This is a genomic window from Paeniglutamicibacter sp. NPDC012692 (assembly GCF_042901625.1).
Classification (GTDB): domain Bacteria; phylum Actinomycetota; class Actinomycetes; order Actinomycetales; family Micrococcaceae; genus Paeniglutamicibacter.
Genome location: NZ_JBIBDE010000001.1, coordinates 1,317,969 through 1,339,531, shown reverse-complemented (window position 1 = coordinate 1,339,531; position 21,563 = coordinate 1,317,969). Strand labels below are relative to the sequence as shown.

The following is a 21,563-nucleotide window of genomic DNA, read 5'->3' as shown; positions in this document are numbered from 1 at the left end:
GCAGCGCTCCTTCGGCCGCCAGGACCAACATGGAACTGGACATCTTCCAGACCCACGGTGAGCGTGGAACCTTCGGGTCCCGCGAACACCTCACCACATTAGACTTCAGAAACTTAGAAGAGAGATAAGGACCATATGTCCAGCGAATCCTCATTCGGCCTCATGCGCATCGGCCTGGCAACTGCGGAAGAGATCCGCGGGTGGAGCTACGGCGAGGTTAAGAAGCCCGAAACCATCAACTACCGCACCCTCAAGCCGGAGAAGGACGGTCTTTTCTGCGAAAAGATCTTCGGCCCTTCCCGCGACTGGGAGTGCTACTGCGGCAAGTACAAGCGCGTGCGCTTCAAGGGCATCATCTGCGAACGCTGTGGTGTTGAAGTTACCCGTGCCAAGGTTCGTCGCGAACGCATGGGTCACATCGAGCTTGCAGCCCCTGTAACCCACATCTGGTACTTCAAGGGCGTTCCCTCGCGCTTGGGCTACCTGCTTGACCTGGCACCGAAGGATCTTGAGAAGATCATTTACTTCGCCGCCTACATGGTCACCTCCGTGGACGAAGAGCGCCGTCACGCCGAACTGCCGAACCTCCAGGCGCAGCACGACCTGGAACGCAAGCAGCTGGTTGACACCCGCGACTCCGACATCGCCTCCATCGCCCGCGACCTCGAGGACCAGCTTGCTGCCCTCGAAGCCGAGGGTGCAAAGGCCGCGGAAAAGAAGAAGGCCCGCGACCTGGCCGACAAGACGATGGCTCAGGTGCGTAAGCGCGCCGACGCCGACATCGAACGTCTTGATCAGGTCTGGGACCGCTTCAAGAACCTCAAGGTCGCTGACCTCGAAGGTGACGAAGGCCTGTTCCGCTCGCTGCGCGAGCGCTACGGACTGTACTTCGAGGGCTCCATGGGCGCCGAAGCCATCAAGAAGCGCCTCGAGTCCTTCGACATGGCCGCGGAAGCCGAGATCCTTCGCGACATCATCGAAAACGGCAAGGGACAGAAGAAGACCCGTGCGCTTAAGCGCCTCAAGGTCGTCAACGCGTTCCTGACCACGTCCAACTCCCCGTTGGGCATGGTTCTCGACGCCGTACCGGTGATCCCGCCGGAACTGCGCCCGATGGTCCAGCTGGACGGTGGCCGCTTCGCGACCTCCGACCTCAACGACCTGTACCGCCGCGTCATCAACCGCAACAACCGCCTCAAGCGCTTGTTGGACCTTGGTGCGCCGGAAATCATCGTCAACAACGAAAAGCGCATGCTGCAGGAAGCTGTTGACTCGCTCTTCGACAACGGTCGTCGTGGCCGCCCGGTAACGGGTCCAGGCAACCGTCCGTTGAAGTCGCTGTCCGACATGCTCAAGGGCAAGCAGGGTCGATTCCGTCAGAACCTGCTCGGCAAGCGCGTTGACTACTCCGGCCGTTCGGTCATCGTTGTCGGCCCGCAGCTGAAGCTGCACCAGTGTGGTCTGCCCAAGCAGATGGCCCTGGAGCTCTTCAAGCCGTTCGTGATGAAGCGCCTGGTTGACCTCAACCACGCACAGAACATCAAGAGCGCCAAGCGCATGGTCGAGCGCTACCGCCCGCAGGTTTGGGATGTTCTCGAAGAGATCATCACCGAGCACCCGGTATTGCTGAACCGTGCACCTACCCTGCACCGTTTGGGCATCCAGGCGTTCGAACCACAGCTGGTTGAAGGCAAGGCCCTTCAGCTGCACCCGCTGGTTTGTGCCGCATTCAACGCCGACTTCGACGGTGACCAGATGGCAGTTCACCTGCCGCTGAGCCCCGAAGCCCAGGCCGAAGCCCGCATCCTGATGCTGTCCTCGCACAACATCTTGAAGCCTTCGGACGGCCGTCCGGTTGCCCTGCCTTCGCAGGATATGATCATCGGCCTCCACCACCTGACCACCAAGCGTCTGGACGAGAAGGGCGCCGGTCGTGCGTTCTCCTCGCCGGCCGAGGCGATCATGGCGATGGACCGCGGCGAACTGCACCTGAACTCGCCTGTCAAGATCCGCGTTTCCGGCTTTGTTCCTTCCGAGGAGCAGCCGGCACCGGAAGGCTGGGTCGAGGGTGAAGACGCACTGATCTCCACCTCGCTGGGCCAGGTCCTGTTCAACGACACCCTGCCTGCCGACTACCCATGGGTAGAGCAGGTTGCCGGCAAGGACGCACTCTCCGAGATCGTCAACGATCTCGCCGAGCGCTACCCGAAGATTGTCACGGCGGCAACGCTGGACAACCTGAAGGATGCCGGCTTCAAGTGGGCCACCCGCTCGGGCGTCACCGTTGCCATCTCCGACATCACCTCGAACATGGACAAGGCAACCATCCTTGCTCCGTACGAGGAGAAGGCACGCCGCGTCCAGTCGCAGTTCGACAAGGGCCTGATTGCCGACTCGGAGCGCCGCCAGGACCTGATCGACATCTGGACCAAGGCAACCGACGAGGTAGCCGAGGCCATGAAGGCCGGCATGGAAGAGCTGAACACCATTAACCGAATGGTGACCTCGAAGGCTCGTGGTAACTGGCTGCAGCTGCGCCAGATTGCCGGTATCCGTGGCCTGGTGTCCAACCCTAAGGGCGAGATCATCCCGCGTCCGATCAAGTCTTCGTACCGCGAAGGCCTGTCGGTTCTCGAGTACTTCATCGCCACCCACGGTGCCCGTAAGGGTCTGGCCGATACCGCGTTGAAGACCGCAAACTCGGGCTACCTGACCCGTCGACTGGTCGACGTGTCGCAGGACGTCATCGTGCGCGAACTCGACTGTGGCACCAGCCGCGGCCTGAACGTGCCGATCGCGTACACCGACGAAATCGGTACCGTGCGCATGCACGAAACCGTTGAGAACTCGGCGTACACCCGTACCTTGGCCACCGACGTCGTTGACGCCTCGGGCAAGGTGCTGGCAGCCAGCGGTTCGGACGTGGGCGACGTGCTCATCGACGAACTGTTTGCAGCCGGTGTCACCGACATCAAGGTCCGCTCCGTGCTGACCTGCGAGTCGGCAGTCGGAACCTGTGCACTGTGCTACGGCCGTTCGCTTGCAAGCGGCAAGACCGTTGACATCGGAGAGGCAGTGGGCATTATTGCCGCACAGTCCATTGGTGAACCGGGTACCCAGCTGACCATGCGTACCTTCCACACCGGTGGCGCTGCCTCCGCGGAAGATATCACCCAGGGTCTGCCACGTATCCAGGAGCTCTTCGAAGCACGTACCCCGAAGGGTGTTGCTCCGATCTCCGAGGTTGCCGGTCGCGTGTCCATCGAGGACTCCGAGAAGCAGCTGCGCATCGTGATCACCCCGGACAACGGCGACGAAGAAATCGCCTACCCGGTGTTGCGCCGTGCACGTCTGCTGGTCGCCGATGGCGATTCGGTGACGGTTGGCCAGCAGCTGGTTGCCGGTGCCATCGACCCGAAGCAGGTTCTTCGTGTCCTCGGCCCGCGCGAGGCCCAGAAGTTCCTCGTACGCGAAGTCCAGGAGGTCTACCAGTCCCAGGGCGTAGGCATCCACGACAAGCACGTGGAAGTCATCGTTCGCCAGATGCTTCGCCGCATCACCGTCATCGAGTCGGGCGAAACCGACTTGCTGCCGGGTGAGCTTGCTGACCGCGCTCGCTTCCAGAACGAGAACCGCAAGGCTGTCTCCGAAGGCAAGAAGCCGGCATCGGGCCGTGACGAGCTCATGGGTATCACCAAGGCTTCCTTGGCTACCGACTCGTGGCTCTCGGCTGCTTCCTTCCAGGAGACCACGCGTGTCCTGACCCAGGCTGCAATGGAAGGCAAGTCCGATCCATTGCTCGGCCTGAAGGAAAACGTCATCATCGGTAAGCTGATCCCGGCCGGCACCGGTCTGGATCGCTACACCCAGGTGAACGTGGAACCGACCGAGGCAGCGAAGGCTTCGCTGTTCACCGGCCAGTCCGCATTCTCCACCGGCATGGACTACGACGGCCTGGAGCCGGGCCTCAGCCCGGAATTCCATGCCATCGCCATGGATGACTACGATCTCGGCAACGATTTCCGCTAAGGCATGAGCCGTTGTCCCGCCCACCCGGCGGGACAACGCTGATGTAACAAACTTTGGCCGGCATTCCCATCACGGGGGTGCCGGCCAAGGCCGTTAACGAGGGAGTTCGGGGGTAGCCGCCAATGAGGCGGTGGGGATGCAGCATCGCAACCCCCTGGGCCGCCGAGCAGCCTGTGGCGCGTCGCAATCGGGGCGGAGCAAAGTCCCTGCGTAGGCTCTTGCCATGATTAGACTCATCGCCCCGGACGCCTGCTACCAGGACTCGTGGTTGGAAGCGGCCACGGAATTCGAGGGTGCCCACCGGGACGGAGCCGGTGGCGAGGATCTGGACCTTGGAGAATTGCGGGATCCAGAAGTCTTCGAAGGCTTCGTGGAACGGCTGATTGCCGACGCGGAACCCGACAGCCCGCGCAAGCCGGGCTATGTTCCGTGCACGTACCTCTGGATCGCGCAGGGGAGCACCATACTTGGCTCGCTCGCCATCCGGCACGAACTCAACGACTTTCTCTTCAACGAGGGCGGACACATTGGCTACAGCGTGCGTCCGTCGGCTCGCCGCAAGGGGCATGCCACCGAGGCGCTCGCCCAAGCACTGCCCGTCGCCAATGCAATGGGGATGTCGCGAGTGCTCGTGACATGCCTCGAAGGCAATGAAGGCTCACGCAGGACCATAGAGAAGAACCGAGGCGTGTACGAAGATACTCGAAACGGCACACGGCGCTACTGGATCGATGCCTGTTAGGACCGAAACCCTGATCGGACGACCGACCTCACAGGTTCCCTGGGTGAGGCCGGTCGGTAACTTGTGGCTGATGCCTCCGCAGGGTTTGTCGAGGCGAAGTGGCCTTGGCCGCGGAGATGCAGGCGAGGCGCCAGTGCGGCCAGTAACGGAAAATTCCTTGTGTTTAAAGGGAACCGCCGGAGCATGTGATGAGGCCGACGTCATTAAGGTCCAGGAAGTCATGCTAAGCTTGAGCTAATTGTTTTATAGGTGTGGCAAATGGACACGGTCCGGGTTGCGGGTAGGTTGCGCAACAGATGCCACACTTTCGCACGCCTAGGGGTCAACCCGAAGTCGCTGTGACTAAACGACTATAAACGCAGCGTCTCCAAGCAGTCTTATGGTGGGCGGCGCCGCAGAACAAGAAACCGGAGGACACGAAAGTGCCTACTATTCAGCAGCTGGTCCGTAAGGGCCGCTCGCCGAAGGTCAAGAAGACCAAGGCCCCAGCCCTTAAGGGCAACCCAATGCGTCGTGGCGTATGCACCCGTGTGTACACCACCACCCCGAAGAAGCCGAACTCCGCACTTCGTAAGGTCGCACGTGTGCGCCTTGCCGGTGGCGTTGAAGTTACCGCTTACATTCCGGGCGTTGGCCACAACCTGCAGGAACACTCCATCGTGCTCGTTCGCGGTGGTCGTGTTAAGGACCTTCCGGGTGTGCGCTACAAGATCGTACGTGGTGCGCTCGATACCCAGGGTGTAAAGAACCGTAAGCAGGCTCGTTCCCGCTACGGTGCCAAGAAGGAAGGTAAGTAATGCCTCGTAAGGGCCCGGCGCCAGCGCGCCCCCTCGTCTCGGACCCGGTATACGGTTCCCCGCTTGTTACCCAGCTGATCAACAAGGTTTTGATCGACGGTAAGAAGTCGACCGCAGAGCGCATCGTTTACGGTGCACTCGAAGGTGCAGCAGCCAAGAACGGTGCTGACCCGGTTGTAACCCTCAAGAAGGCCATGGATAACATCCGCCCGGCCCTCGAGGTTCGCTCCCGCCGTGTTGGTGGCGCAACCTACCAGGTTCCAGTAGAAGTAAAGCCGGGTCGCTCGACCGCTCTGGCACTTCGCTGGCTCGTTGGCTACTCGAAGGCTCGCCGCGAGAAGACCATGATCGAGCGTCTCATGAATGAGATCCTGGATGCGTCGAACGGTCTGGGTGCCGCTGTAAAGCGTCGCGAAGATACTCACAAGATGGCAGAGTCCAACAAGGCCTTCGCCCACTACCGCTGGTAAAAAGCGTTCTATTCAGATGGCGGGATCGATCATTGATCGGTTCCGCCACTGGAATGGATATCACCAACTTAGGGAGACATCGTGGCACAGGAAGTGCTTACCGACCTGAATAAGGTCCGCAACATCGGCATCATGGCCCACATTGATGCCGGTAAGACCACTACCACGGAACGCATCCTGTTCTACACGGGTGTGAACCACAAGCTCGGCGAAACGCACGATGGTGCCTCGACGACTGACTGGATGGAGCAGGAAAAGGAGCGCGGCATTACGATTACGTCTGCCGCCGTGACCTGCTTCTGGAACAAGAACCAGATCAACATCATTGACACCCCGGGTCACGTTGACTTCACCGTTGAGGTTGAGCGCTCCTTGCGCGTCCTCGACGGCGCTGTAGCCGTGTTCGATGGCAAGGAAGGCGTGGAGCCACAGTCCGAGACTGTTTGGCGCCAGGCTGACAAGTACAACGTTCCGCGTATCTGCTTCGTCAACAAGATGGACAAGCTGGGTGCTGACTTCTACTTCACCGTAGACACCATCATCAAGCGCCTTGGTGCCAAGCCGCTGGTAATGCAGCTGCCGATCGGCTCCGAGTCCGAGTTCACCGGCGTTGTCGACCTGATGACCATGAAGGCTTTCGTCTGGGAGGGCGACTCCAAGGGTGACGTCACCATGGGTGCCGCCTACGAAGTTCAGGAAATCCCGGCCGACCTTCAGGAAAAGGCCGAGGAATACCGCGCCAAGCTGGTTGAGGACGTAGCCGAGGGCTCTGACGAGCTCATGGAGAAGTTCCTCGAAGGCGAAGAGATCAGCATTGCTGAGCTCAAGGCCGGCATCCGCAAGATGGTTGTCAACTCGGAGATCTACCCGGTCTTCTGTGGTTCTGCCTTCAAGAACCGTGGCGTTCAGCCGATGCTCGATGCTGTCATCGACTTCCTGCCGAACCCGATGGACGTTGGCGCGACTATCGGTCACGATCCGAAGAACGAAGAAATCGAGATCAAGCGCGAGCCTTCCGAGGACGAGCCTTTCTCGGCACTTGCCTTCAAGATCGCAACCCACCCGTTCTTCGGCCAGTTGAACTTCATCCGCGTGTACTCCGGTAAGGCAACTCCCGGTACTCAGCTGCTGAACTCGACTAAGCAGAAGAAGGAACGTATTGGCAAGCTCTTCCAGATGCACGCCAACAAGGAAATGCCCGTAGACGAGGTCCACGCAGGCCACATCTACGCTGTGATTGGTCTCAAGGACACCACCACCGGTGACACCTTGTGCGATCCGGCACACCCGATCGTTCTTGAGTCGATGTCCTTCCCCGATCCCGTGATCTTCGTTGCCATTGAGCCGAAGACCAAGGGTGACCAGGAGAAGCTTTCGACTGCTATCCAGAAGCTTTCGGCTGAGGACCCGACGTTCACCGTCTCCCTCAACGAAGACACCGGCCAGACCGAAATCGGCGGCATGGGCGAACTCCACCTGGACATCCTGGTGGACCGCATGCGTCGCGAATTCCGCGTTGAAGCCAACGTTGGCAAGCCGCAGGTTGCTTACCGCGAAACCATCAAGAAGGCTGTGGAGAAGGTTGACTTCACCCACAAGAAGCAGACCGGTGGTTCCGGCCAGTTCGCAAAGGTCCAGGTCTCGTTCGAGCCTCTGGAAGTTGTTGACGGTGTCATCTACGAGTTCAAGAATGCCGTAACCGGTGGCCGTATTCCTCGCGAATACATCCCTTCGGTTGACGCAGGTATCCAGGACGCCATGCAGTTCGGCATCCTGGCCGGCTACCCGATGGTTGGCGTAAAGGCCATCCTCCTCGACGGTGCCTACCACGACGTTGACTCCTCGGAAATGGCGTTCAAGATCGCTGGTTCCCAGGTGTTCAAGGAAGGCGCACGCCGCGCCCAGCCGATCATCCTCGAGCCGGTTATGGATGTTGAAGTCCGTACTCCGGAGGAGTACATGGGCGACGTCATCGGTGACTTGAACTCCCGCCGTGGTTCCATCGCTTCGATGGAAGACGCAGCAGGCGTAAAGGTCATTCGCGCAACGGTTCCGCTGTCTGAAATGTTCGGTTACATTGGTGACCTGCGTTCGAAGACCCAGGGTCGTGCCGTTTACTCGATGACCTTCTCCAGCTACGCCGAGGTCCCGAAGGCAGTAGCCGACGAGATCATCCAGAAGTCCCGCGGCGAGTAATCTCGTTCAGGACCAAAAATTGGCCGTGACCCCGATTTTCGGGTGAATGGCCGCACGGTGGGGCCGGGCGAGAGAAATCACGACCGGCCCCGCTAGGCCAAGCAATGGAACCTTGATTGGTGCCGGCGCTAACCGCAATTTAAACATTTCACCAAGCCCCCAGTAGACTTGTATAAGTTTCGCCCGCGATCCGAGTGGGCGAGGTACGTCTTCTGTAAACGTTTCTAGGAGGAACCTGTGGCAAAGGCAAAGTTCGAGCGGACCAAGCCGCACGTCAACATCGGCACCATTGGTCACGTTGACCACGGTAAGACCACGTTGACTGCCGCCATTTCCAAGGTACTTGCTGACAAGTACCCGGATTTGAACGAACAGCGCGATTTCTCGCAGATCGACTCGGCGCCGGAAGAGCGCCAGCGCGGTATCACCATCAACATTTCTCACGTTGAGTACCAGACTGAGAAGCGTCACTACGCACACGTTGATGCCCCGGGTCACGCTGACTACATCAAGAACATGATCACCGGTGCTGCTCAGATGGACGGCGCGATCCTCGTGGTTGCCGCTACTGACGGCCCGATGGCTCAGACCCGTGAGCACGTTCTGCTTGCTCGCCAGGTTGGCGTTCCGTACCTGCTCGTCGCACTGAACAAGTCCGACATGGTAGATGACGAAGAGCTCCTCGACCTCGTGGAAATGGAAGTTCGCGAACTTCTCTCCTCGCAGGGCTTCGACGGCGACGAGGCACCTGTTGTGCGCGTTTCCGGCCTGAAGGCACTCGAAGGCGACCCGGTTTGGGTCAAGGCCGTTGAGGACCTGATGGACGCTGTGGACAACCACGTTCCGGACCCGATCCGTGACCGTGACAAGCCGTTCCTGATGCCGGTTGAAGACGTCTTCACCATCACCGGTCGTGGCACCGTTGTAACGGGTCGCGCCGAGCGTGGCACCCTTGCTATCAACTCCGAGGTTGAGATCGTCGGCATCCGCCCGGTCCAGAAGACCACGGTTACCGGTATCGAGATGTTCCACAAGCAGCTCGACGAGGCTTGGGCCGGCGAGAACTGTGGTCTGCTGCTTCGCGGTATCAAGCGCGAAGACGTAGAGCGTGGCCAGGTTATCGTGAAGCCGGGTTCCATCACCCCGCACACCGATTTCGAAGCCAACGTCTACATCCTGTCCAAGGATGAAGGCGGACGCCACAACCCGTTCTACTCGAACTACCGCCCGCAGTTCTACTTCCGTACCACGGACGTAACCGGCGTTATCACCCTGCCGGAAGGCACGGAAATGGTTATGCCTGGCGACAACACCGAAATGTCTGTCGTGCTGATCCAGCCGATCGCCATGGAAGAGGGCCTCGGCTTCGCAATTCGCGAAGGCGGCCGCACCGTTGGTTCGGGACGCGTTACCAAGATCACCGCGTAAGTTTACTTCGCAGATCTTGACCTAACGGTCTAAAGAGAAGGCCCCCGCTGTTTCGACAGCCGGGGCCTTCTCTTTTTTGTTGCAGTTTTCGTCCGCGTGACACCGCAAACTGTAAATAAAACGATTAGTCTGAATGGTGTACGCTGTAACGCGGCCCGGGCCCGTCACCGGTAGCCGGACAAAGAATCATCCGCGGAAGGTGCGAGCCCCCCCATGACAACGTTGATCGTTTCGCTGATCGTGTTTTTCATCGGCGTGTTCGTCGGCAGGATAGCCAGCACTGGAAAGGCCCGCCGGCAGGAGCTGGTGAAGTCAACCGCTTTGGCCCGCGCCTGGCAGGAAGGTTTCGATGCCGCACGGCTGTTCGCTGCCGGCGACGCCGGTGCCGGAAAACAACGCGGGGAATACGCCGACCCGTCGGATACCGGGGGAGTAGCATTTCCTCCGGCGCCACCGCCGGCAGCAGCCCCAGAGAGTCCGGCCCCGGGCTTTCCCTGGATGACCGGATCCGGCGTTCCCGGTCCGATGTATTCGCAGGCCCCCGCAGCGCTACCACTTGTCCCAGTGGATCCGCGCGTTCGGGCACTGCGAAACATCAACATCACGCTCTACGTTGCAGCGCTGCTCATGGTTGCGGCGGCCTCGTTGTTCATCGCCATTGCGTTGCCGTCGACTGCCAAGGTCGTGGGACTGGGCCTTGTCACTGCTGGATTCTACGCGGCGGGCCTGATCATGCACGCGCGCAGCGAACGACTGCGCCCCGCCGCCGCGGCATTCACCGCGACCGGGCTCGCGCTGCTCCCGATGACGGGGCTTGCACACTTCGTGTTGCTTCCCTCAAGCCCCGGGATTGTCTGGCTGGTTACCTCGGTCGTTGGAACCGTCGCCTTCATGTATGCAGCCGGGAAACTGCAGTCGAGGGTCATTGCGGCATTGAGCACGACATTCATGGTGTCCACCGCCTATGCGGGCGGTGCCGTGCTCAACCGCGGTCTGATCTACTACTTCCTCTTCAGCATGCTGCTGGCCACCGCCATCACCCTGGTAGGAACGCGCAAGCCGCAGTGGATCGGCAGCATCTACCTGCAGTCCTTCTCCGCGGCCCACCGTTATCTGGTGCCCGCGACGCTTTTGGCGGCACTCGTATCCATCGGTGTTTTGGATTCCTTGGACTTCGGATGGCTTTTCGCCGCGGCCGCAGCTTACTACGTGGTCGCCCTGGTCGCGGCCAAACCCTCCGAACGGTTCTGGCATCTTGCCGCAGCCCGCGCCGCCGCGATGCTCTGCCTTGTCGCTTTCCTTGACCACGCAGATGTCCCACTGGCGACGACCTTGCGTATCCTCGCGGTGGTGTTCGTGGCGCAGTCGGTGTTGCTGGCGTTCCTCGCCGAGCCGTATTCGGACAGGATTGCCCGCAAGGGAGAGGCCGTGCGAACCGAAATCTGGGTGCTGCTGGCGGCCGCCGCCGCGTGCGCTGTCGGGGGTTTCGACGGTATCTTGCGCGGTGGTTTCCGGTCGGCAGGGCCCCCAAGTCCCGAGCTGAACTGGTCGTTGCCGGTGGTGTTGGTTGCTGCGTCGTTGCTGGCGCGCAAACTCGGTCGCGGTTTCATGTGGGCCCCGCTGGGGGTCGGGTTGTTGAGCCTGCTTGAGGGCGGCGTGTTTTCCGCCGGCCGCCAAGCCATACTGCTGGGCGTTGCACTTGCCATCAGCTGGTGGTTGGCGCGCTGTGAACGGACAGCCCGAACGCGGGCATTGAAGTTCACGGCACGGCTCGTTGCGCCTTTGGCGGTTGGCGCGCTGTTCAAGTTTGCCGCGCTGGGATGGGCGCTGCTGCCGAACCCGTCGATGCCGGCGCTGAACGCGACGGGGGAGGACGTAGGCTACTTGGCTGGAATCCGCGCCGGCCAGATCGCCGGTTTCGTGGGATTCACCTTGGGGGTGCTGGTCCAGGTGGTTTGGTCGGCCCTCGCATTGCGCAGGAGCCGTGCCGGGCGCCGGCCAGAATCCGCCGACGGCGTTGATGCAAGCTTCGCAGTGGGGGAGTCGGCAGTCTTCGCCGGCGGAGTGCTGCTGGCCACGGCCACCACCTTCCTCGTTGGCCGACTGCAATCCATGGACCGCTTCTCGGCGGGCCCCGGGCATGGCTGGAGCACCGAATTCTGGCTGGCATTCGACTGGGATCCGGTGTTCATGTGGTTGATCCTGGCAGGCGGCCTCTTGGGAGCGACCGCGGTACTGGGGTTGCGGTCGCCGTCCGGTGACGGGCCGGAATCGCACGCGGCAGATAACCCCGGTTCTCCCCGATGGCCCCGGCTTCTGGTTCACCTGGGAGGCGTCGTTGCAATCCTCGCTGCGTTGTTGCTGGCAGCCGGGCTCGACCCGTCGTGGCTGGTGGAAGTCGTCGCGATGCTCTCACTGGCCTACGTTGTGTCCCGGCTCCTGGCGGAGGATTCGTCGGTGCCGGGAGTCGTCTATGCGGTGCTGGCGCAAGTACTCCTTTCCGGAACGGCCTGGCATGTGGCGGACCGTTTCAGCATGGACAGCCACGGCCAATTCGCGCTGCTGGCATTGACCACCTCAGTGGCACAAAGTGCGCGTGTTCTCGCGGGCAGGCGCGTTGCAGCCGTCAGGCCCTCCACGCATCAGCTGTGGTTGAGCATTGCAACGGCCGCACTGTTGGCGATGATTCCTGCGGCGTATCTGGCGGGAGGCATCGGAACCTACGACCAGGCAGCGCTGCTTGTCCAGTTCCTGTGCCTGTTGCTCTTTGCGACCGTCTTTGCTGCGACGCGTGAACCGCGGGGCGTGTTGTTCCATGGCGCCTGGATACTTGCGGGTCTTGCCGTCCTCGGCCTGGTTTTGACACCCACGCTCGGCACAAGACTGCGCGCCGGGGGTTGGCTGCCGGTTCCCCTGTGGGGTGACGGGCCTGCCGGTATCGCCATGGCGGTGTTGGTTGTCGCGTTCTTGCTGGCCGAGCTGCGGAACGTGCGCGGCTCAGAGTACAGGTGGCTGCGCCTGATGCTGACGGTGTTGTTCTTCGTTTCGATCCTTGTCCTGGTCCAGGACATGGGGCAAGGGTGGAAGGTTCTTGCCGGGGTTCTAGGCGTGGTTGGCGGCTTGGTCTTCGCGTCGACGTGGGGCTTGCCGCTGGTCGTGGTCGGTTCGATTTCGTTCCTTCTCTACGCCACGGCGCACGGCCTCGACTGGTTCCGTGAAGCCGCAGGCATTCCCGGCGGCGAACCGCAGGATACGATGCTGCTGCTCTGCTCGACGGCCCTGATCTTGCTCATCGCGGCGATCTTCGGCGGACGGTTCTCCGGTGAAGCCGTTTCCCTTGCAGGTTTGTTCCAGCGCACCGACGGCTGGTCTCCTGCCCATGCGCGGATATTGTTCACCGGCGCTTTGGTTGCAGTCGCTTCGGCCGGATTCCTTGGACTTGTTGAGGGAACCCCTTCCCTGACCTACATCGGTGCCGGACTGGCGGTGGTTGCGCTGTGCACGGCTTCGACGCTGGAGGTGCCAGCGACCCAACGCGAAAACTCCTTCGAAATTGCCGCGATGTCGACTGCGGCCATTGCCCAGCGTTGCTGGTGGGTTGCGAGTGACGGGTTCGGGCTTTTCGCATTCGCCTATTACTGGGTGCTTGTCCTTGCCGCGCTGGCAGCCTACGAGTTTTACCGTAAGCGTGAGAGGCGTGCCGTTTACACGTTGGTCGCTTCCATGGCCTTGCTTTCGCTCACCGGGCTCGGCACCATCCTGACCTCGACGCTGGGGCAACAGATGCTGGTGTTGTTGAGCTTCACTGCTCTGCTGGTGTTCGGGTTGCTTTCCAACCGCAGGCTCTTCACCCTTTGGGCGGCGGTCGGGATCGGAGTCGCGGTGCTCTGGTTCCTGCGCGGGTACACCTTCGTGCTGTTGCTGCTTCTCGCGGCTGGGCTCATTGCCCTGGCCCTTTGGCGACTTGGCAGGATGAACAAGAACGCGGCCGACGCGGGCGAACCGCGGCCCTCCCCGATGCCGGAGGCAACGGCGCCGGATTCGGGGACGCCCGGCGCTGGCCCGGGTGCCGCGGAGCAGCCACGTACCTGGCTCTGAATCCGGGAAGCTGGTCCATGCGCCGGAACGAACCAAGGGACTAATCTTGGTGGCATGGAATTCCTCATTGTTGTCGTGGTGCTGGTCGCCGCGGGTGGAGCTATCTTTTGGGCGCGCAAGCACTTTGCGAAGGAAATCGGGCGCGCGAAGTCAATTCGCCGGGCAAACCGCGACGGGCAGTAGCACCACCCGCACACAGATGCGGTGAGCTTGCTCACTCGAACGGCCCCTGGCTGTCAGGATCCAAGAGCGTCGGCGGGGGAGTGGCGGGGGCCGATTGCCCGTGCCGGCGGTGGTTTTGCTGTTTCCGAGCCACGGGTTGTTGTCTCGGGCGGCGTTGTGCGGGGGTGTGTGGGTTCGGTGGGTGTTCGAGCCGCCGAGAGGCCGCATTTGGTGTTTTGGCCCGGCATCTGCCAGAATAGACAAGTTGTTCATGAGTATTTCCATGGTTCATGTCTGCTGGTCGGGTAACCGAGACCGGGGCAATGATTTTTCAACCGAGATTGTGTCTCACCCGGGATAATGCCCGGGGCTGGGGAGCAATACGACCGAATTTTTTGGAAACGTGAACATCACCCCCACGCATTCATGCGGGTTAGTATCGCCTTCAACCGCGACACGCCCGAGCGCGGGGGTCGGGCTTCGGCGGATTGAGGAACCCGGATTTATCCGGATTCAGTTCGATGCGAGGCGTGCCGGTTCCCAGGAACCCGTAGGGCACAGTAACTGTACAGAGAGTGCTAATTAGAAAGAGGCATGACGCCATGGCGGGACAAAAAATCCGCATCCGGCTGAAGTCGTATGACCACGAGGTCATTGACGTTTCTGCCCGGAAGATCGTTGAGACGGTCACGCGCGCAGGCGCAACCGTAGTCGGCCCAGTGCCGCTGCCGACGGAAAAGAACGTTTACTGCGTTATCCGTTCGCCACACAAGTACAAGGACAGCCGTGAGCACTTCGAAATGCGCACGCACAAGCGTCTGATCGACATCATCGATCCGACCCCGAAGGCCGTAGATTCGCTGATGCGTCTCGACCTGCCGGCGGATGTCAACATCGAAATCAAGCTCTAGGGGAGGTGGCGAGAAAACTATGACCGCAACCCGTAATGTAAAGGGCCTGCTGGGCACGAAGCTCGGCATGACCCAGGTTTGGGACGAGAACAACAACCTCATCCCGGTAACCGTTGTACAGGCCGACAGCAATGTCGTGACCCAGCTGCGCAACGCCGAACGCGATGGCTACGTTGCAGTTCAGATCGGCTACGGCCAGATCGATCCGCGCAAGGTCACCCAGCCTTTGGCTGGCCACTTCGAGGCCGCCGGGGTTACCCCGCGTCGCCACGTTGTTGAGCTGCGCACCGCAGACGCTGAATCCTACGCCCCGGGCCAGGAACTCTCCGTCGAAATCTTCACCGCCGGCCAGAAGGTCGACGTTGTTGGAACGTCCAAGGGTAAGGGCTTCGCTGGCGTTATGAAGCGCCACGGCTTCCACGGTGCTCCGGCATCGCACGGTGCTCACAAGAACCACCGTAAGCCAGGCTCCATCGGTGGCGCTTCGACCCCGGGCCGCGTGTTCCAGGGCCAGAAGATGGCCGGCCGCATGGGCGTCGATCGCGTTACCACGCAGAACCTCACGGTTCACGCTGTGGATGCCGAGAAGAACCTCCTGCTGATCAAGGGTGCCGTTCCAGGCGCTCGCGGCCGCGTCGTTCTCGTGCGCACCGCTGTGAAGGGAGCATAACTAAATGTCTAAGGCACTTACCGTAGAACTCCCTTCGGAGCTCTTCGACGTCCAGACCAACGTTCCGCTGCTGCACCAGGTCGTTGTGGCCCAGCTCGCAGCTGCTCGTCAGGGCACGCACAAGACCAAGGACCGCTCGGAAGTTTCCGGCGCAGGTCGCAAGCCGTTCAAGCAGAAGGGTACCGGCCGCGCCCGTCAGGGTTCCATCCGTGCTCCTCACATGACCGGCGGTGGCATTGTCCACGGTCCGACCCCTCGCGATTACAGCCAGCGCACCCCCAAGAAGATGAAGGCTGCTGCACTGCGCGGCGCCCTGTCTGACCGCGCTCGCAACAACCGCATCCACGTCATTGAAGCCCTGGTTGCCGGCACCACGCCGTCCACCAAGGAGGCCTTGGCCACCCTGCGCTCGCTGTCCGTGCGCAAGAACCTGCTCGTAGTCATCGAACGCAACAACGACGTAGCAGCACTCTCGTGCCGCAACATCGTGGCTGCACACGTTCTCTACGTAGACCAGCTCAACACCTACGATGTTCTGGTTTCCGATGACGTCATCTTCACCAAGGCTGCTTTTGACGCCCTGGTCCAGAAGGAGGAAGCCAAGTGAGCACCTTCTCAAAGGCTCCGCACGATGTGGTCATCGCACCCGTCGTTTCGGAAAAGAGCTACGGTCTGATCGACGAAGGCAAGTACACCTTCCTCGTTGACCCGCGTTCAAACAAGACGGAAATCAAGAACGCCGTAGAAGCTATCTTCTCGGTCAAGGTTGACTCCGTAAACACCCTTAATCGTGCCGGTAAGCGCAAGCGCACCAAGTTCGGATGGGGGACGCGCAAGGCTACCAAGCGTGCGATCGTCTCCCTGAAGGAAGGCTCGATTGACATCTTCGGCGGTCCGCTTTCTTAAGCGGAGACCACTTTAACGAGGAATTAAACTATGGGAATCCGTAAGTACAAGCCGACAACCCCGGGCCTTCGCGGCTCGAGCGTTGCCGACTTCGCAGAAATCACCCGTTCGACTCCGGAAAAGTCGTTGCTTCGCCCGTTGCACAAGACTGGCGGCCGTAACAACACCGGTAAGATCACCACCCGTCACAAGGGTGGCGGACACAAGCGCCAGTACCGTCTGATCGACTTCCGTCGTCACGACAAGGACGGCGTACCGGCAAAGGTCGCTCACATCGAGTACGACCCGAACCGTACCGCTCGCATTGCGCTTCTTCACTACATTGATGGAACCAAGCGTTACATCATTGCACCGAACAAGCTCTCCCAGGGCGATGCCATTGAAGCCGGCCCCAACGCCGACATCAAGCCAGGCAACAACCTGCCGTTGCGCAACATCCCGGTGGGTACCGTTATCCACGCTGTGGAACTGCGTCCCGGCGGCGGCGCCAAGATGGCTCGTTCCGCAGGTGCCTCGGTTCAGCTGGTGGCCCGTGAGGGTCGCTACGCTCAGCTCCGTTTGCCTTCCGGCGAAATCCGCAACGTTGACGTGCGCTGCCGCGCAACCGTCGGCGAGGTCGGCAACGCCGAGCAGTCGAACATCAACTGGGGCAAGGCCGGCCGTATGCGCTGGAAGGGCGTTCGCCCGACCGTACGTGGCGTTGCCATGAACCCGGTTGACCACCCGCACGGTGGTGGCGAAGGCAAGACCTCCGGTGGTCGTCACCCGGTCAACCCGAACGGTAAGCGTGAAGGACGCACTCGTCGTCCGAACAAGGAAAGCGACAAGCTCATTGTGCGTCGCCGTCGTACCGGCAAGAACAAGCGATAGGAGCCTGGAAACATGCCACGCAGCCTGAAGAAAGGCCCCTTCGTCGATCAGCACCTGTTTGTCAAGGTAGCTGCTGAGAACGAAAAGGGCACCAAAAACGTCATCAAGACGTGGTCCCGCCGTTCGATGATCATCCCCGACATGCTCGGGCACACGATCGCCGTACACGACGGACGCAAGCACATTCCTGTGTTTGTCACCGAGTCGATGGTCGGGCACAAGCTCGGCGAATTCAGCCCGACGCGGACGTTCCGTAGCCACGTAAAGGACGACAAGAAGGGCAAGCGCCGCTAACCCGCAAGGGTTAGTGAGTGCTTAGCACTTCTTCGAGAAGACGAGAGAAGGAAAGCAATGGAAGCCAAGGCAATTGCGCGCCATATTCGCGTGACGCCTATGAAGGCCCGGCGCGTCGTCAACCTGGTTCGTGGCAAGCAGACGAACGAAGCACTGGCGATTTTGAAGTTTGCCCCACAGGCAGCTTCTGAACCGGTGTTCAAGGTTGTAGCATCGGCCGTGGCTAACGCCCGTGCCGCTGCTGATCGCGAGGGAATCGCGTTCAACGAAGACGAGCTGATCATCAGCGAAGCGTTTGTTGACGAGGGTCCGACCATGAAGCGGTTCCAGCCGCGTGCTCAGGGTCGTGCATACCAGATCAAGAAGCGCACGAGCCACATCACTGTGGTCGTCGCAACCCCTAAGAAGGGTGGGGAAAAGTAAATGGGACAGAAGGTTAACCCGCACGGGTTCCGCCTCGGTATCACCACGGACCACGTTTCGCACTGGTTCGCTGATTCCACCAAGGTCGGCCAGCGATACAAGGACTTCGTAAAAGAAGACATCCGTATCCGCGAACTGATGACCACCGGCATGGAGCGCGCCGGCATCGCCCGCGTCGAGATCGAGCGCACCCGCGATCGTGTTCGTGTGGATATCCACACCGCACGTCCGGGCATCGTTATCGGTCGCCGCGGCGCCGAAGCCGATCGCATCCGTGGCGAGCTTGAAAAGCTCACCCAGAAGCAGGTTCAGCTGAACATCCTCGAGGTCAAGAACCCCGAGATCGAAGCTCAGCTTGTTGCACAGGGCATCGCCGAGCAGCTTGCTTCGCGTGTGGCTTTCCGCCGCGCGATGAAGAAGGCAATGCAGTCGGCAATGCGCGCAGGTGCCAAGGGCATCCGCGTACAGTGCTCGGGTCGTCTTGGCGGCGCAGAAATGTCCCGCAAGGAGTTCTACCGCGAAGGTCGTGTGCCGCTGCACACCCTCCGTGCGAACATCGACTACGGCAAGTTCGAAGCCAAGACCACCTTCGGCCGCATCGGCGTGAAGGTTTGGATCTACAAGGGCGACGTAACCTCGAAGGAACTGGCAGCCCAGGCTGCAGCAGCTCCTGCTCGTGGCCGCGGCGACCGTCCGGGCGGACGCCCGGGTGGACGTCCAGAAGGTGGCGAACGTCGTCGTCGCAACGACCGCAACACTGCACCGGAAGCAGCAGCAGCTGCTGAAGCTCCGGCAGCAGGCGCAGAAGGAGGACAGGCTTAAATGCTTATCCCACGCCGCGTAAAGTTCCGTAAGCAGCACCACCCCAAGCGGAGTGGCGCAGCATCGGGCGGTACCACGGTAGCTTTCGGCGAATACGGTATCCAGGCCCTTACCCCGGCCTACGTTACCAACCGCCAGATCGAAGCTGCTCGTATCGCCATGACCCGCCACATCAAGCGTGGCGGTAAGGTCTGGATCAACATTTATCCGGACCGTCCGCTGACCAAGAAGCCTGCCGAAACCCGCATGGGTTCCGGTAAGGGTTCGCCGGAATGGTGGGTCGCAAACGTAAAGCCGGGACGAGTTCTCTTCGAACTCTCCGGTGTCAGTGAAGAGGTAGCACGCGAGGCATTGCGCCTGGCAATCCACAAGCTGCCGTTGAAGGCACGCATTGTGCGTCGCGAAGGTGGTGAATAAGGAATGGCAATCGGATCCAAGGATCTAGCAACCGAAGCACTGGACGGCTTTGATAACGCCCGTCTGGTCGAGGAGCTCAAGAAGGCCAAGGAGGAGCTTTTCAACCTCCGTTTCCAGTCGGCCACCGGTCAGCTTGAATCGCACGGCAACCTGAAGGCTGTCAAGCGCGATATCGCTCGTATCTACACGGTACTGCGCGAACGCGAGCTGGGCATTCGTCCGGACGTTGTTGTCCCAGTAGAAGAAGCCCCGAAGGCCAAGAAGTCTTCGAAGAAGGCCGAAGCTGCTGAAGCAACTGAGGAAGCCAAGTAATGAGCGAGAAGGAGAACGTCGTGGATGCAGCTTCAGAGCGCAACGACCGCAAGACCCTCCGCGGGTACGTGGTTTCCGACAAAATGCAGAAGACCATCGTCGTTGACGTAGAGGACCGTGTTAAGCACGCCCTTTACGGCAAGGTCATGCGTCGCAACAAGAACGTGAAGGCTCACGACGAAGAGAACATTGCCGGCATCGGCGACCTCGTTCTCATCGCCGAGACCCGTCCGCTGTCCGCTGACAAGCGGTGGCGCCTGGTAGAGGTCATCGAAAAGGCTAAGTAAGCTTTTTGACCCTCGACGCTTAGCGTTGCTGCGCACCCTCTTCAACGGGGGTGCGCAGCGTTTGCCGAGACCCGAAATCCTGTGCTATGCACTCGATTTCGGGTCTCGGCCTTTTTAACGTAGACTTGATATCCTGTGCGCGTTGCGTTTGGAGACTATCCACCTCAAGCGCCACGCATAGTGCACTCGGACGGGCGTTTACGGGCCCGAAGGTTTGTGCGGCATAGCTCTCAGCTAACGCCTCGGCCCTGCTTCCCCAGCATGAAATCCAGCTACCGCTTTGCGGTGCGGGTTGAAGTGTTTGGAGGTGGGGGTAAGTGAAGGCTGGGATGGACCATATCCGTTCCGCAAGGCTCCCTAGGAGAACCAGCGAGACGACAGGAGTGAAAAGTGATTCAGCAGGAATCGCGACTGAAGGTTGCCGATAACACCGGTGCTAAGGAAATCCTTACCATTCGTGTTCTCGGTGGCTCTGGCCGTCGCTACGCAGGCATTGGCGACATCATTGTCGCCACCGTCAAGGATGCTATCCCTGGCGGAAACGTAAAGAAGGGTGACGTCGTCAAGGCTGTCATCGTTCGCACCAAGAAGGAGCGCCGTCGTGCAGACGGTTCCTACATCAAGTTCGACGAGAACGCAGCTGTCATCCTCAAGGCTGACGGCGAGCCCCGCGGTACCCGTATTTTCGGTCCGGTGGGTCGTGAGCTTCGCGACAAGAAGTTCATGAAGATCGTTTCCCTGGCTCCGGAGGTACTGTAACCATGGGTGCAAAGATTAAGAAGGGTGACCTCGTTCAGGTCATCGCCGGTTCCGACCGCAACAAGCAGGGCAAGGTGCTGAAGGTATTCCCGGCAGCGCAGCGCGTGATTGTTGAAGGCGTCAACCGCGTCACCAAGCACACCAAGGCCGGTCAGACCGAGCGTGGCACGCAGACTGGTGGCATTGAGGTCGTTGAGGCCCCGATGCACGTCTCGAACGTGGCAATCGTTGATCCGGAAACCAAGAAGCCGACTCGCGTTGGCTTCCGTGAGGAAACCGTAGAGAAGAACGGCGTCTCCAAGACCGTCCGTGTTCGCTACGCCAAGTCTTCCGGGAAGGCACTGTAATGACTGAAGCAGCTGTGAACATCCAGCCACGTCTGAAGACCAAGTACGCCGCCGAGATCCGCGAAGCCCTCACGGCTGAGTTCAACTACTCCAACCCGATGCAGGTTCCGGGCTTGGTCAAGGTTGTAGTCAACATGGGTGTCGGCGAAGCCGCCAAGGACTCCAAGCTCATCGAAGGCGCAGTTCGCGACCTCACCGCAATCACCGGCCAGAAGCCGTTGGTTACCAAGGCCCGCAAGTCGATCGCACAGTTCAAGCTGCGCGAAGGCATGCCGATTGGTACCCACGCTACGCTTCGCGGCGATCGCATGTGGGAATTCCTGGACCGCTTGGTTACGCTGGCACTGCCGCGTATCCGCGACTTCCGTGGCCTGAGCCCGAAGCAGTTCGACGGCAACGGCAACTACACCTTCGGTCTCACGGAACAGTCCATGTTCCACGAAATCGATGTTGATTCCATCGACCGCGTTCGCGGCATGGACATCACCGTAGTGACCACCGCGAAGACCGACGACGAAGGTCGTGCCTTGCTCAAGGCACTGGGCTTCCCGTTCAAGACCGCCAACTAGATCAACTACGTTGCAGGTCCGCGCTTGCGCGGAAACCGTAGCGAGGAAGGGCAG

22 protein-coding genes are annotated in these 21,563 nt (G+C 60.6%); all 22 read left to right on the top strand.

Annotation, left to right across the window (positions count from 1 at the left end):
* Positions 1 to 135 precede the first annotated feature (135 nt).
* The 22 genes from ACFY5D_RS06200 (at position 136) to rplE (ending at position 21,509) form a co-directional block, all read left to right on the top strand.
* Positions 136 to 4,029 (top strand): DNA-directed RNA polymerase subunit beta', encoded by a 3,894-nt coding sequence (locus tag ACFY5D_RS06200; protein ID WP_387526463.1) that lies wholly within the window; start codon positions 136 to 138, stop codon positions 4,027 to 4,029.
* A gap of 223 nt (positions 4,030 to 4,252) precedes the next feature.
* Complete coding sequence (locus ACFY5D_RS06195; RefSeq protein WP_387526460.1) at positions 4,253 to 4,771, top strand: GNAT family N-acetyltransferase; 519 nt, start codon at positions 4,253 to 4,255, stop codon at positions 4,769 to 4,771.
* Between the two features lie 422 nt (positions 4,772 to 5,193).
* The gene (gene rpsL / locus ACFY5D_RS06190; protein WP_068731493.1) at positions 5,194 to 5,568 is read left to right on the top strand and encodes a 30S ribosomal protein S12; all 375 of its coding nucleotides are present in this window, start codon (positions 5,194 to 5,196) and stop codon (positions 5,566 to 5,568) included.
* Positions 5,568 to 6,038: a 30S ribosomal protein S7 gene (gene rpsG, locus ACFY5D_RS06185; protein ID WP_387526457.1), complete on the top strand. Its 471-nt coding sequence runs from the start codon at positions 5,568 to 5,570 to the stop codon at positions 6,036 to 6,038. Before rpsL ends, rpsG begins: the two co-directional genes overlap by 1 nt.
* Before the next feature lie 81 nt (positions 6,039 to 6,119).
* Positions 6,120 to 8,234, top strand: coding sequence for an elongation factor G (fusA, locus tag ACFY5D_RS06180; RefSeq protein WP_387526454.1), 2,115 nt, complete (start codon positions 6,120 to 6,122; stop codon positions 8,232 to 8,234).
* 237 nt (positions 8,235 to 8,471) lie between these two features.
* Entirely contained in the window at positions 8,472 to 9,662 is a 1,191-nt protein-coding gene (gene tuf / locus ACFY5D_RS06175; protein ID WP_387526451.1) for an elongation factor Tu, read from the top strand.
* 213 nt (positions 9,663 to 9,875) lie between these two features.
* On the top strand, positions 9,876 to 13,760 hold the full coding sequence (locus tag ACFY5D_RS06170) for a hypothetical protein (RefSeq protein ID WP_387526448.1): 3,885 nt from the start codon (positions 9,876 to 9,878) through the stop codon (positions 13,758 to 13,760).
* Between the two features lie 54 nt (positions 13,761 to 13,814).
* Positions 13,815 to 13,943: a hypothetical protein gene (locus tag ACFY5D_RS06165; protein WP_387526445.1), complete on the top strand. Its 129-nt coding sequence runs from the start codon at positions 13,815 to 13,817 to the stop codon at positions 13,941 to 13,943.
* A gap of 581 nt (positions 13,944 to 14,524) precedes the next feature.
* On the top strand, positions 14,525 to 14,833 hold the full coding sequence (rpsJ, locus tag ACFY5D_RS06160) for a 30S ribosomal protein S10 (protein WP_003803825.1): 309 nt from the start codon (positions 14,525 to 14,527) through the stop codon (positions 14,831 to 14,833).
* A gap of 19 nt (positions 14,834 to 14,852) precedes the next feature.
* Entirely contained in the window at positions 14,853 to 15,503 is a 651-nt protein-coding gene (gene rplC, locus ACFY5D_RS06155; RefSeq protein WP_209998465.1) for a 50S ribosomal protein L3, read from the top strand.
* Between the two features lie 4 nt (positions 15,504 to 15,507).
* Entirely contained in the window at positions 15,508 to 16,110 is a 603-nt protein-coding gene (gene rplD / locus ACFY5D_RS06150; protein WP_387526441.1) for a 50S ribosomal protein L4, read from the top strand.
* Positions 16,107 to 16,409, top strand: a complete 303-nt coding sequence (gene rplW / locus ACFY5D_RS06145; protein WP_071212935.1) for a 50S ribosomal protein L23 — start codon at positions 16,107 to 16,109, stop codon at positions 16,407 to 16,409. Before rplD ends, rplW begins: the two co-directional genes overlap by 4 nt.
* Before the next feature lie 30 nt (positions 16,410 to 16,439).
* Complete coding sequence (gene rplB, locus ACFY5D_RS06140) at positions 16,440 to 17,279, top strand: 50S ribosomal protein L2 (protein WP_387526437.1); 840 nt, start codon at positions 16,440 to 16,442, stop codon at positions 17,277 to 17,279.
* A 12-nt stretch (positions 17,280 to 17,291) separates the two neighbouring features.
* Entirely contained in the window at positions 17,292 to 17,573 is a 282-nt protein-coding gene (gene rpsS, locus ACFY5D_RS06135; protein ID WP_068731512.1) for a 30S ribosomal protein S19, read from the top strand.
* Positions 17,574 to 17,630: 57 nt separating this feature from the next.
* Entirely contained in the window at positions 17,631 to 17,996 is a 366-nt protein-coding gene (rplV, locus tag ACFY5D_RS06130; protein WP_105548304.1) for a 50S ribosomal protein L22, read from the top strand.
* Positions 17,997 to 18,818, top strand: coding sequence for a 30S ribosomal protein S3 (gene rpsC / locus ACFY5D_RS06125; RefSeq protein ID WP_209998459.1), 822 nt, complete (start codon positions 17,997 to 17,999; stop codon positions 18,816 to 18,818). It abuts the gene before it with no gap.
* Positions 18,819 to 19,235 (top strand): 50S ribosomal protein L16, encoded by a 417-nt coding sequence (gene rplP / locus ACFY5D_RS06120; RefSeq protein WP_068731518.1) that lies wholly within the window; start codon positions 18,819 to 18,821, stop codon positions 19,233 to 19,235. It begins immediately after the preceding gene.
* A gap of 3 nt (positions 19,236 to 19,238) precedes the next feature.
* Positions 19,239 to 19,547, top strand: coding sequence for a 50S ribosomal protein L29 (gene rpmC / locus ACFY5D_RS06115; RefSeq protein WP_387526432.1), 309 nt, complete (start codon positions 19,239 to 19,241; stop codon positions 19,545 to 19,547).
* Positions 19,547 to 19,834, top strand: coding sequence for a 30S ribosomal protein S17 (gene rpsQ, locus ACFY5D_RS06110; RefSeq protein ID WP_209998448.1), 288 nt, complete (start codon positions 19,547 to 19,549; stop codon positions 19,832 to 19,834). The genes rpmC and rpsQ overlap by 1 nt, the downstream gene beginning before the upstream one ends.
* 390 nt (positions 19,835 to 20,224) lie before the next feature.
* On the top strand, positions 20,225 to 20,593 hold the full coding sequence (gene rplN / locus ACFY5D_RS06105) for a 50S ribosomal protein L14 (RefSeq protein WP_209998446.1): 369 nt from the start codon (positions 20,225 to 20,227) through the stop codon (positions 20,591 to 20,593).
* 2 nt (positions 20,594 to 20,595) lie between these two features.
* Positions 20,596 to 20,940: a 50S ribosomal protein L24 gene (rplX, locus tag ACFY5D_RS06100; protein ID WP_068731527.1), complete on the top strand. Its 345-nt coding sequence runs from the start codon at positions 20,596 to 20,598 to the stop codon at positions 20,938 to 20,940.
* Positions 20,940 to 21,509, top strand: a complete 570-nt coding sequence (gene rplE / locus ACFY5D_RS06095) for a 50S ribosomal protein L5 (protein ID WP_387526427.1) — start codon at positions 20,940 to 20,942, stop codon at positions 21,507 to 21,509. The genes rplX and rplE overlap by 1 nt, the downstream gene beginning before the upstream one ends.
* Positions 21,510 to 21,563 lie beyond the last annotated feature (54 nt).

Excerpts from the sequence above, each read along its gene's own strand:
- rpsQ (WP_209998448.1), top strand. The coding sequence starts at position 19,547 with ATGAGCGAGAAGGAGAACGTCGTGGATGCAGCTTCAGAGCGCAACGAC.
- rpsG (WP_387526457.1), top strand. The coding sequence starts at position 5,568 with ATGCCTCGTAAGGGCCCGGCGCCAGCGCGCCCCCTCGTCTCGGACCCG.
- ACFY5D_RS06170 (WP_387526448.1), top strand. The coding sequence starts at position 9,876 with ATGACAACGTTGATCGTTTCGCTGATCGTGTTTTTCATCGGCGTGTTC.
- rpsS (WP_068731512.1), top strand. The coding sequence starts at position 17,292 with ATGCCACGCAGCCTGAAGAAAGGCCCCTTCGTCGATCAGCACCTGTTT.
- rplB (WP_387526437.1), top strand. The coding sequence starts at position 16,440 with ATGGGAATCCGTAAGTACAAGCCGACAACCCCGGGCCTTCGCGGCTCG.
- ACFY5D_RS06200 (WP_387526463.1), top strand. The coding sequence starts at position 136 with ATGTCCAGCGAATCCTCATTCGGCCTCATGCGCATCGGCCTGGCAACT.
- rplE (WP_387526427.1), top strand. The coding sequence starts at position 20,940 with ATGACTGAAGCAGCTGTGAACATCCAGCCACGTCTGAAGACCAAGTAC.
- ACFY5D_RS06195 (WP_387526460.1), top strand. The coding sequence starts at position 4,253 with ATGATTAGACTCATCGCCCCGGACGCCTGCTACCAGGACTCGTGGTTG.
- rpsC (WP_209998459.1), top strand. The coding sequence starts at position 17,997 with ATGGGACAGAAGGTTAACCCGCACGGGTTCCGCCTCGGTATCACCACG.
- ACFY5D_RS06165 (WP_387526445.1), top strand. The coding sequence starts at position 13,815 with ATGGAATTCCTCATTGTTGTCGTGGTGCTGGTCGCCGCGGGTGGAGCT.
- rplP (WP_068731518.1), top strand. The coding sequence starts at position 18,819 with ATGCTTATCCCACGCCGCGTAAAGTTCCGTAAGCAGCACCACCCCAAG.
- rpsJ (WP_003803825.1), top strand. The coding sequence starts at position 14,525 with ATGGCGGGACAAAAAATCCGCATCCGGCTGAAGTCGTATGACCACGAG.
- rplC (WP_209998465.1), top strand. The coding sequence starts at position 14,853 with ATGACCGCAACCCGTAATGTAAAGGGCCTGCTGGGCACGAAGCTCGGC.
- rplX (WP_068731527.1), top strand. The coding sequence starts at position 20,596 with ATGGGTGCAAAGATTAAGAAGGGTGACCTCGTTCAGGTCATCGCCGGT.
- rplD (WP_387526441.1), top strand. The coding sequence starts at position 15,508 with ATGTCTAAGGCACTTACCGTAGAACTCCCTTCGGAGCTCTTCGACGTC.
- rpmC (WP_387526432.1), top strand. The coding sequence starts at position 19,239 with ATGGCAATCGGATCCAAGGATCTAGCAACCGAAGCACTGGACGGCTTT.
- rplV (WP_105548304.1), top strand. The coding sequence starts at position 17,631 with ATGGAAGCCAAGGCAATTGCGCGCCATATTCGCGTGACGCCTATGAAG.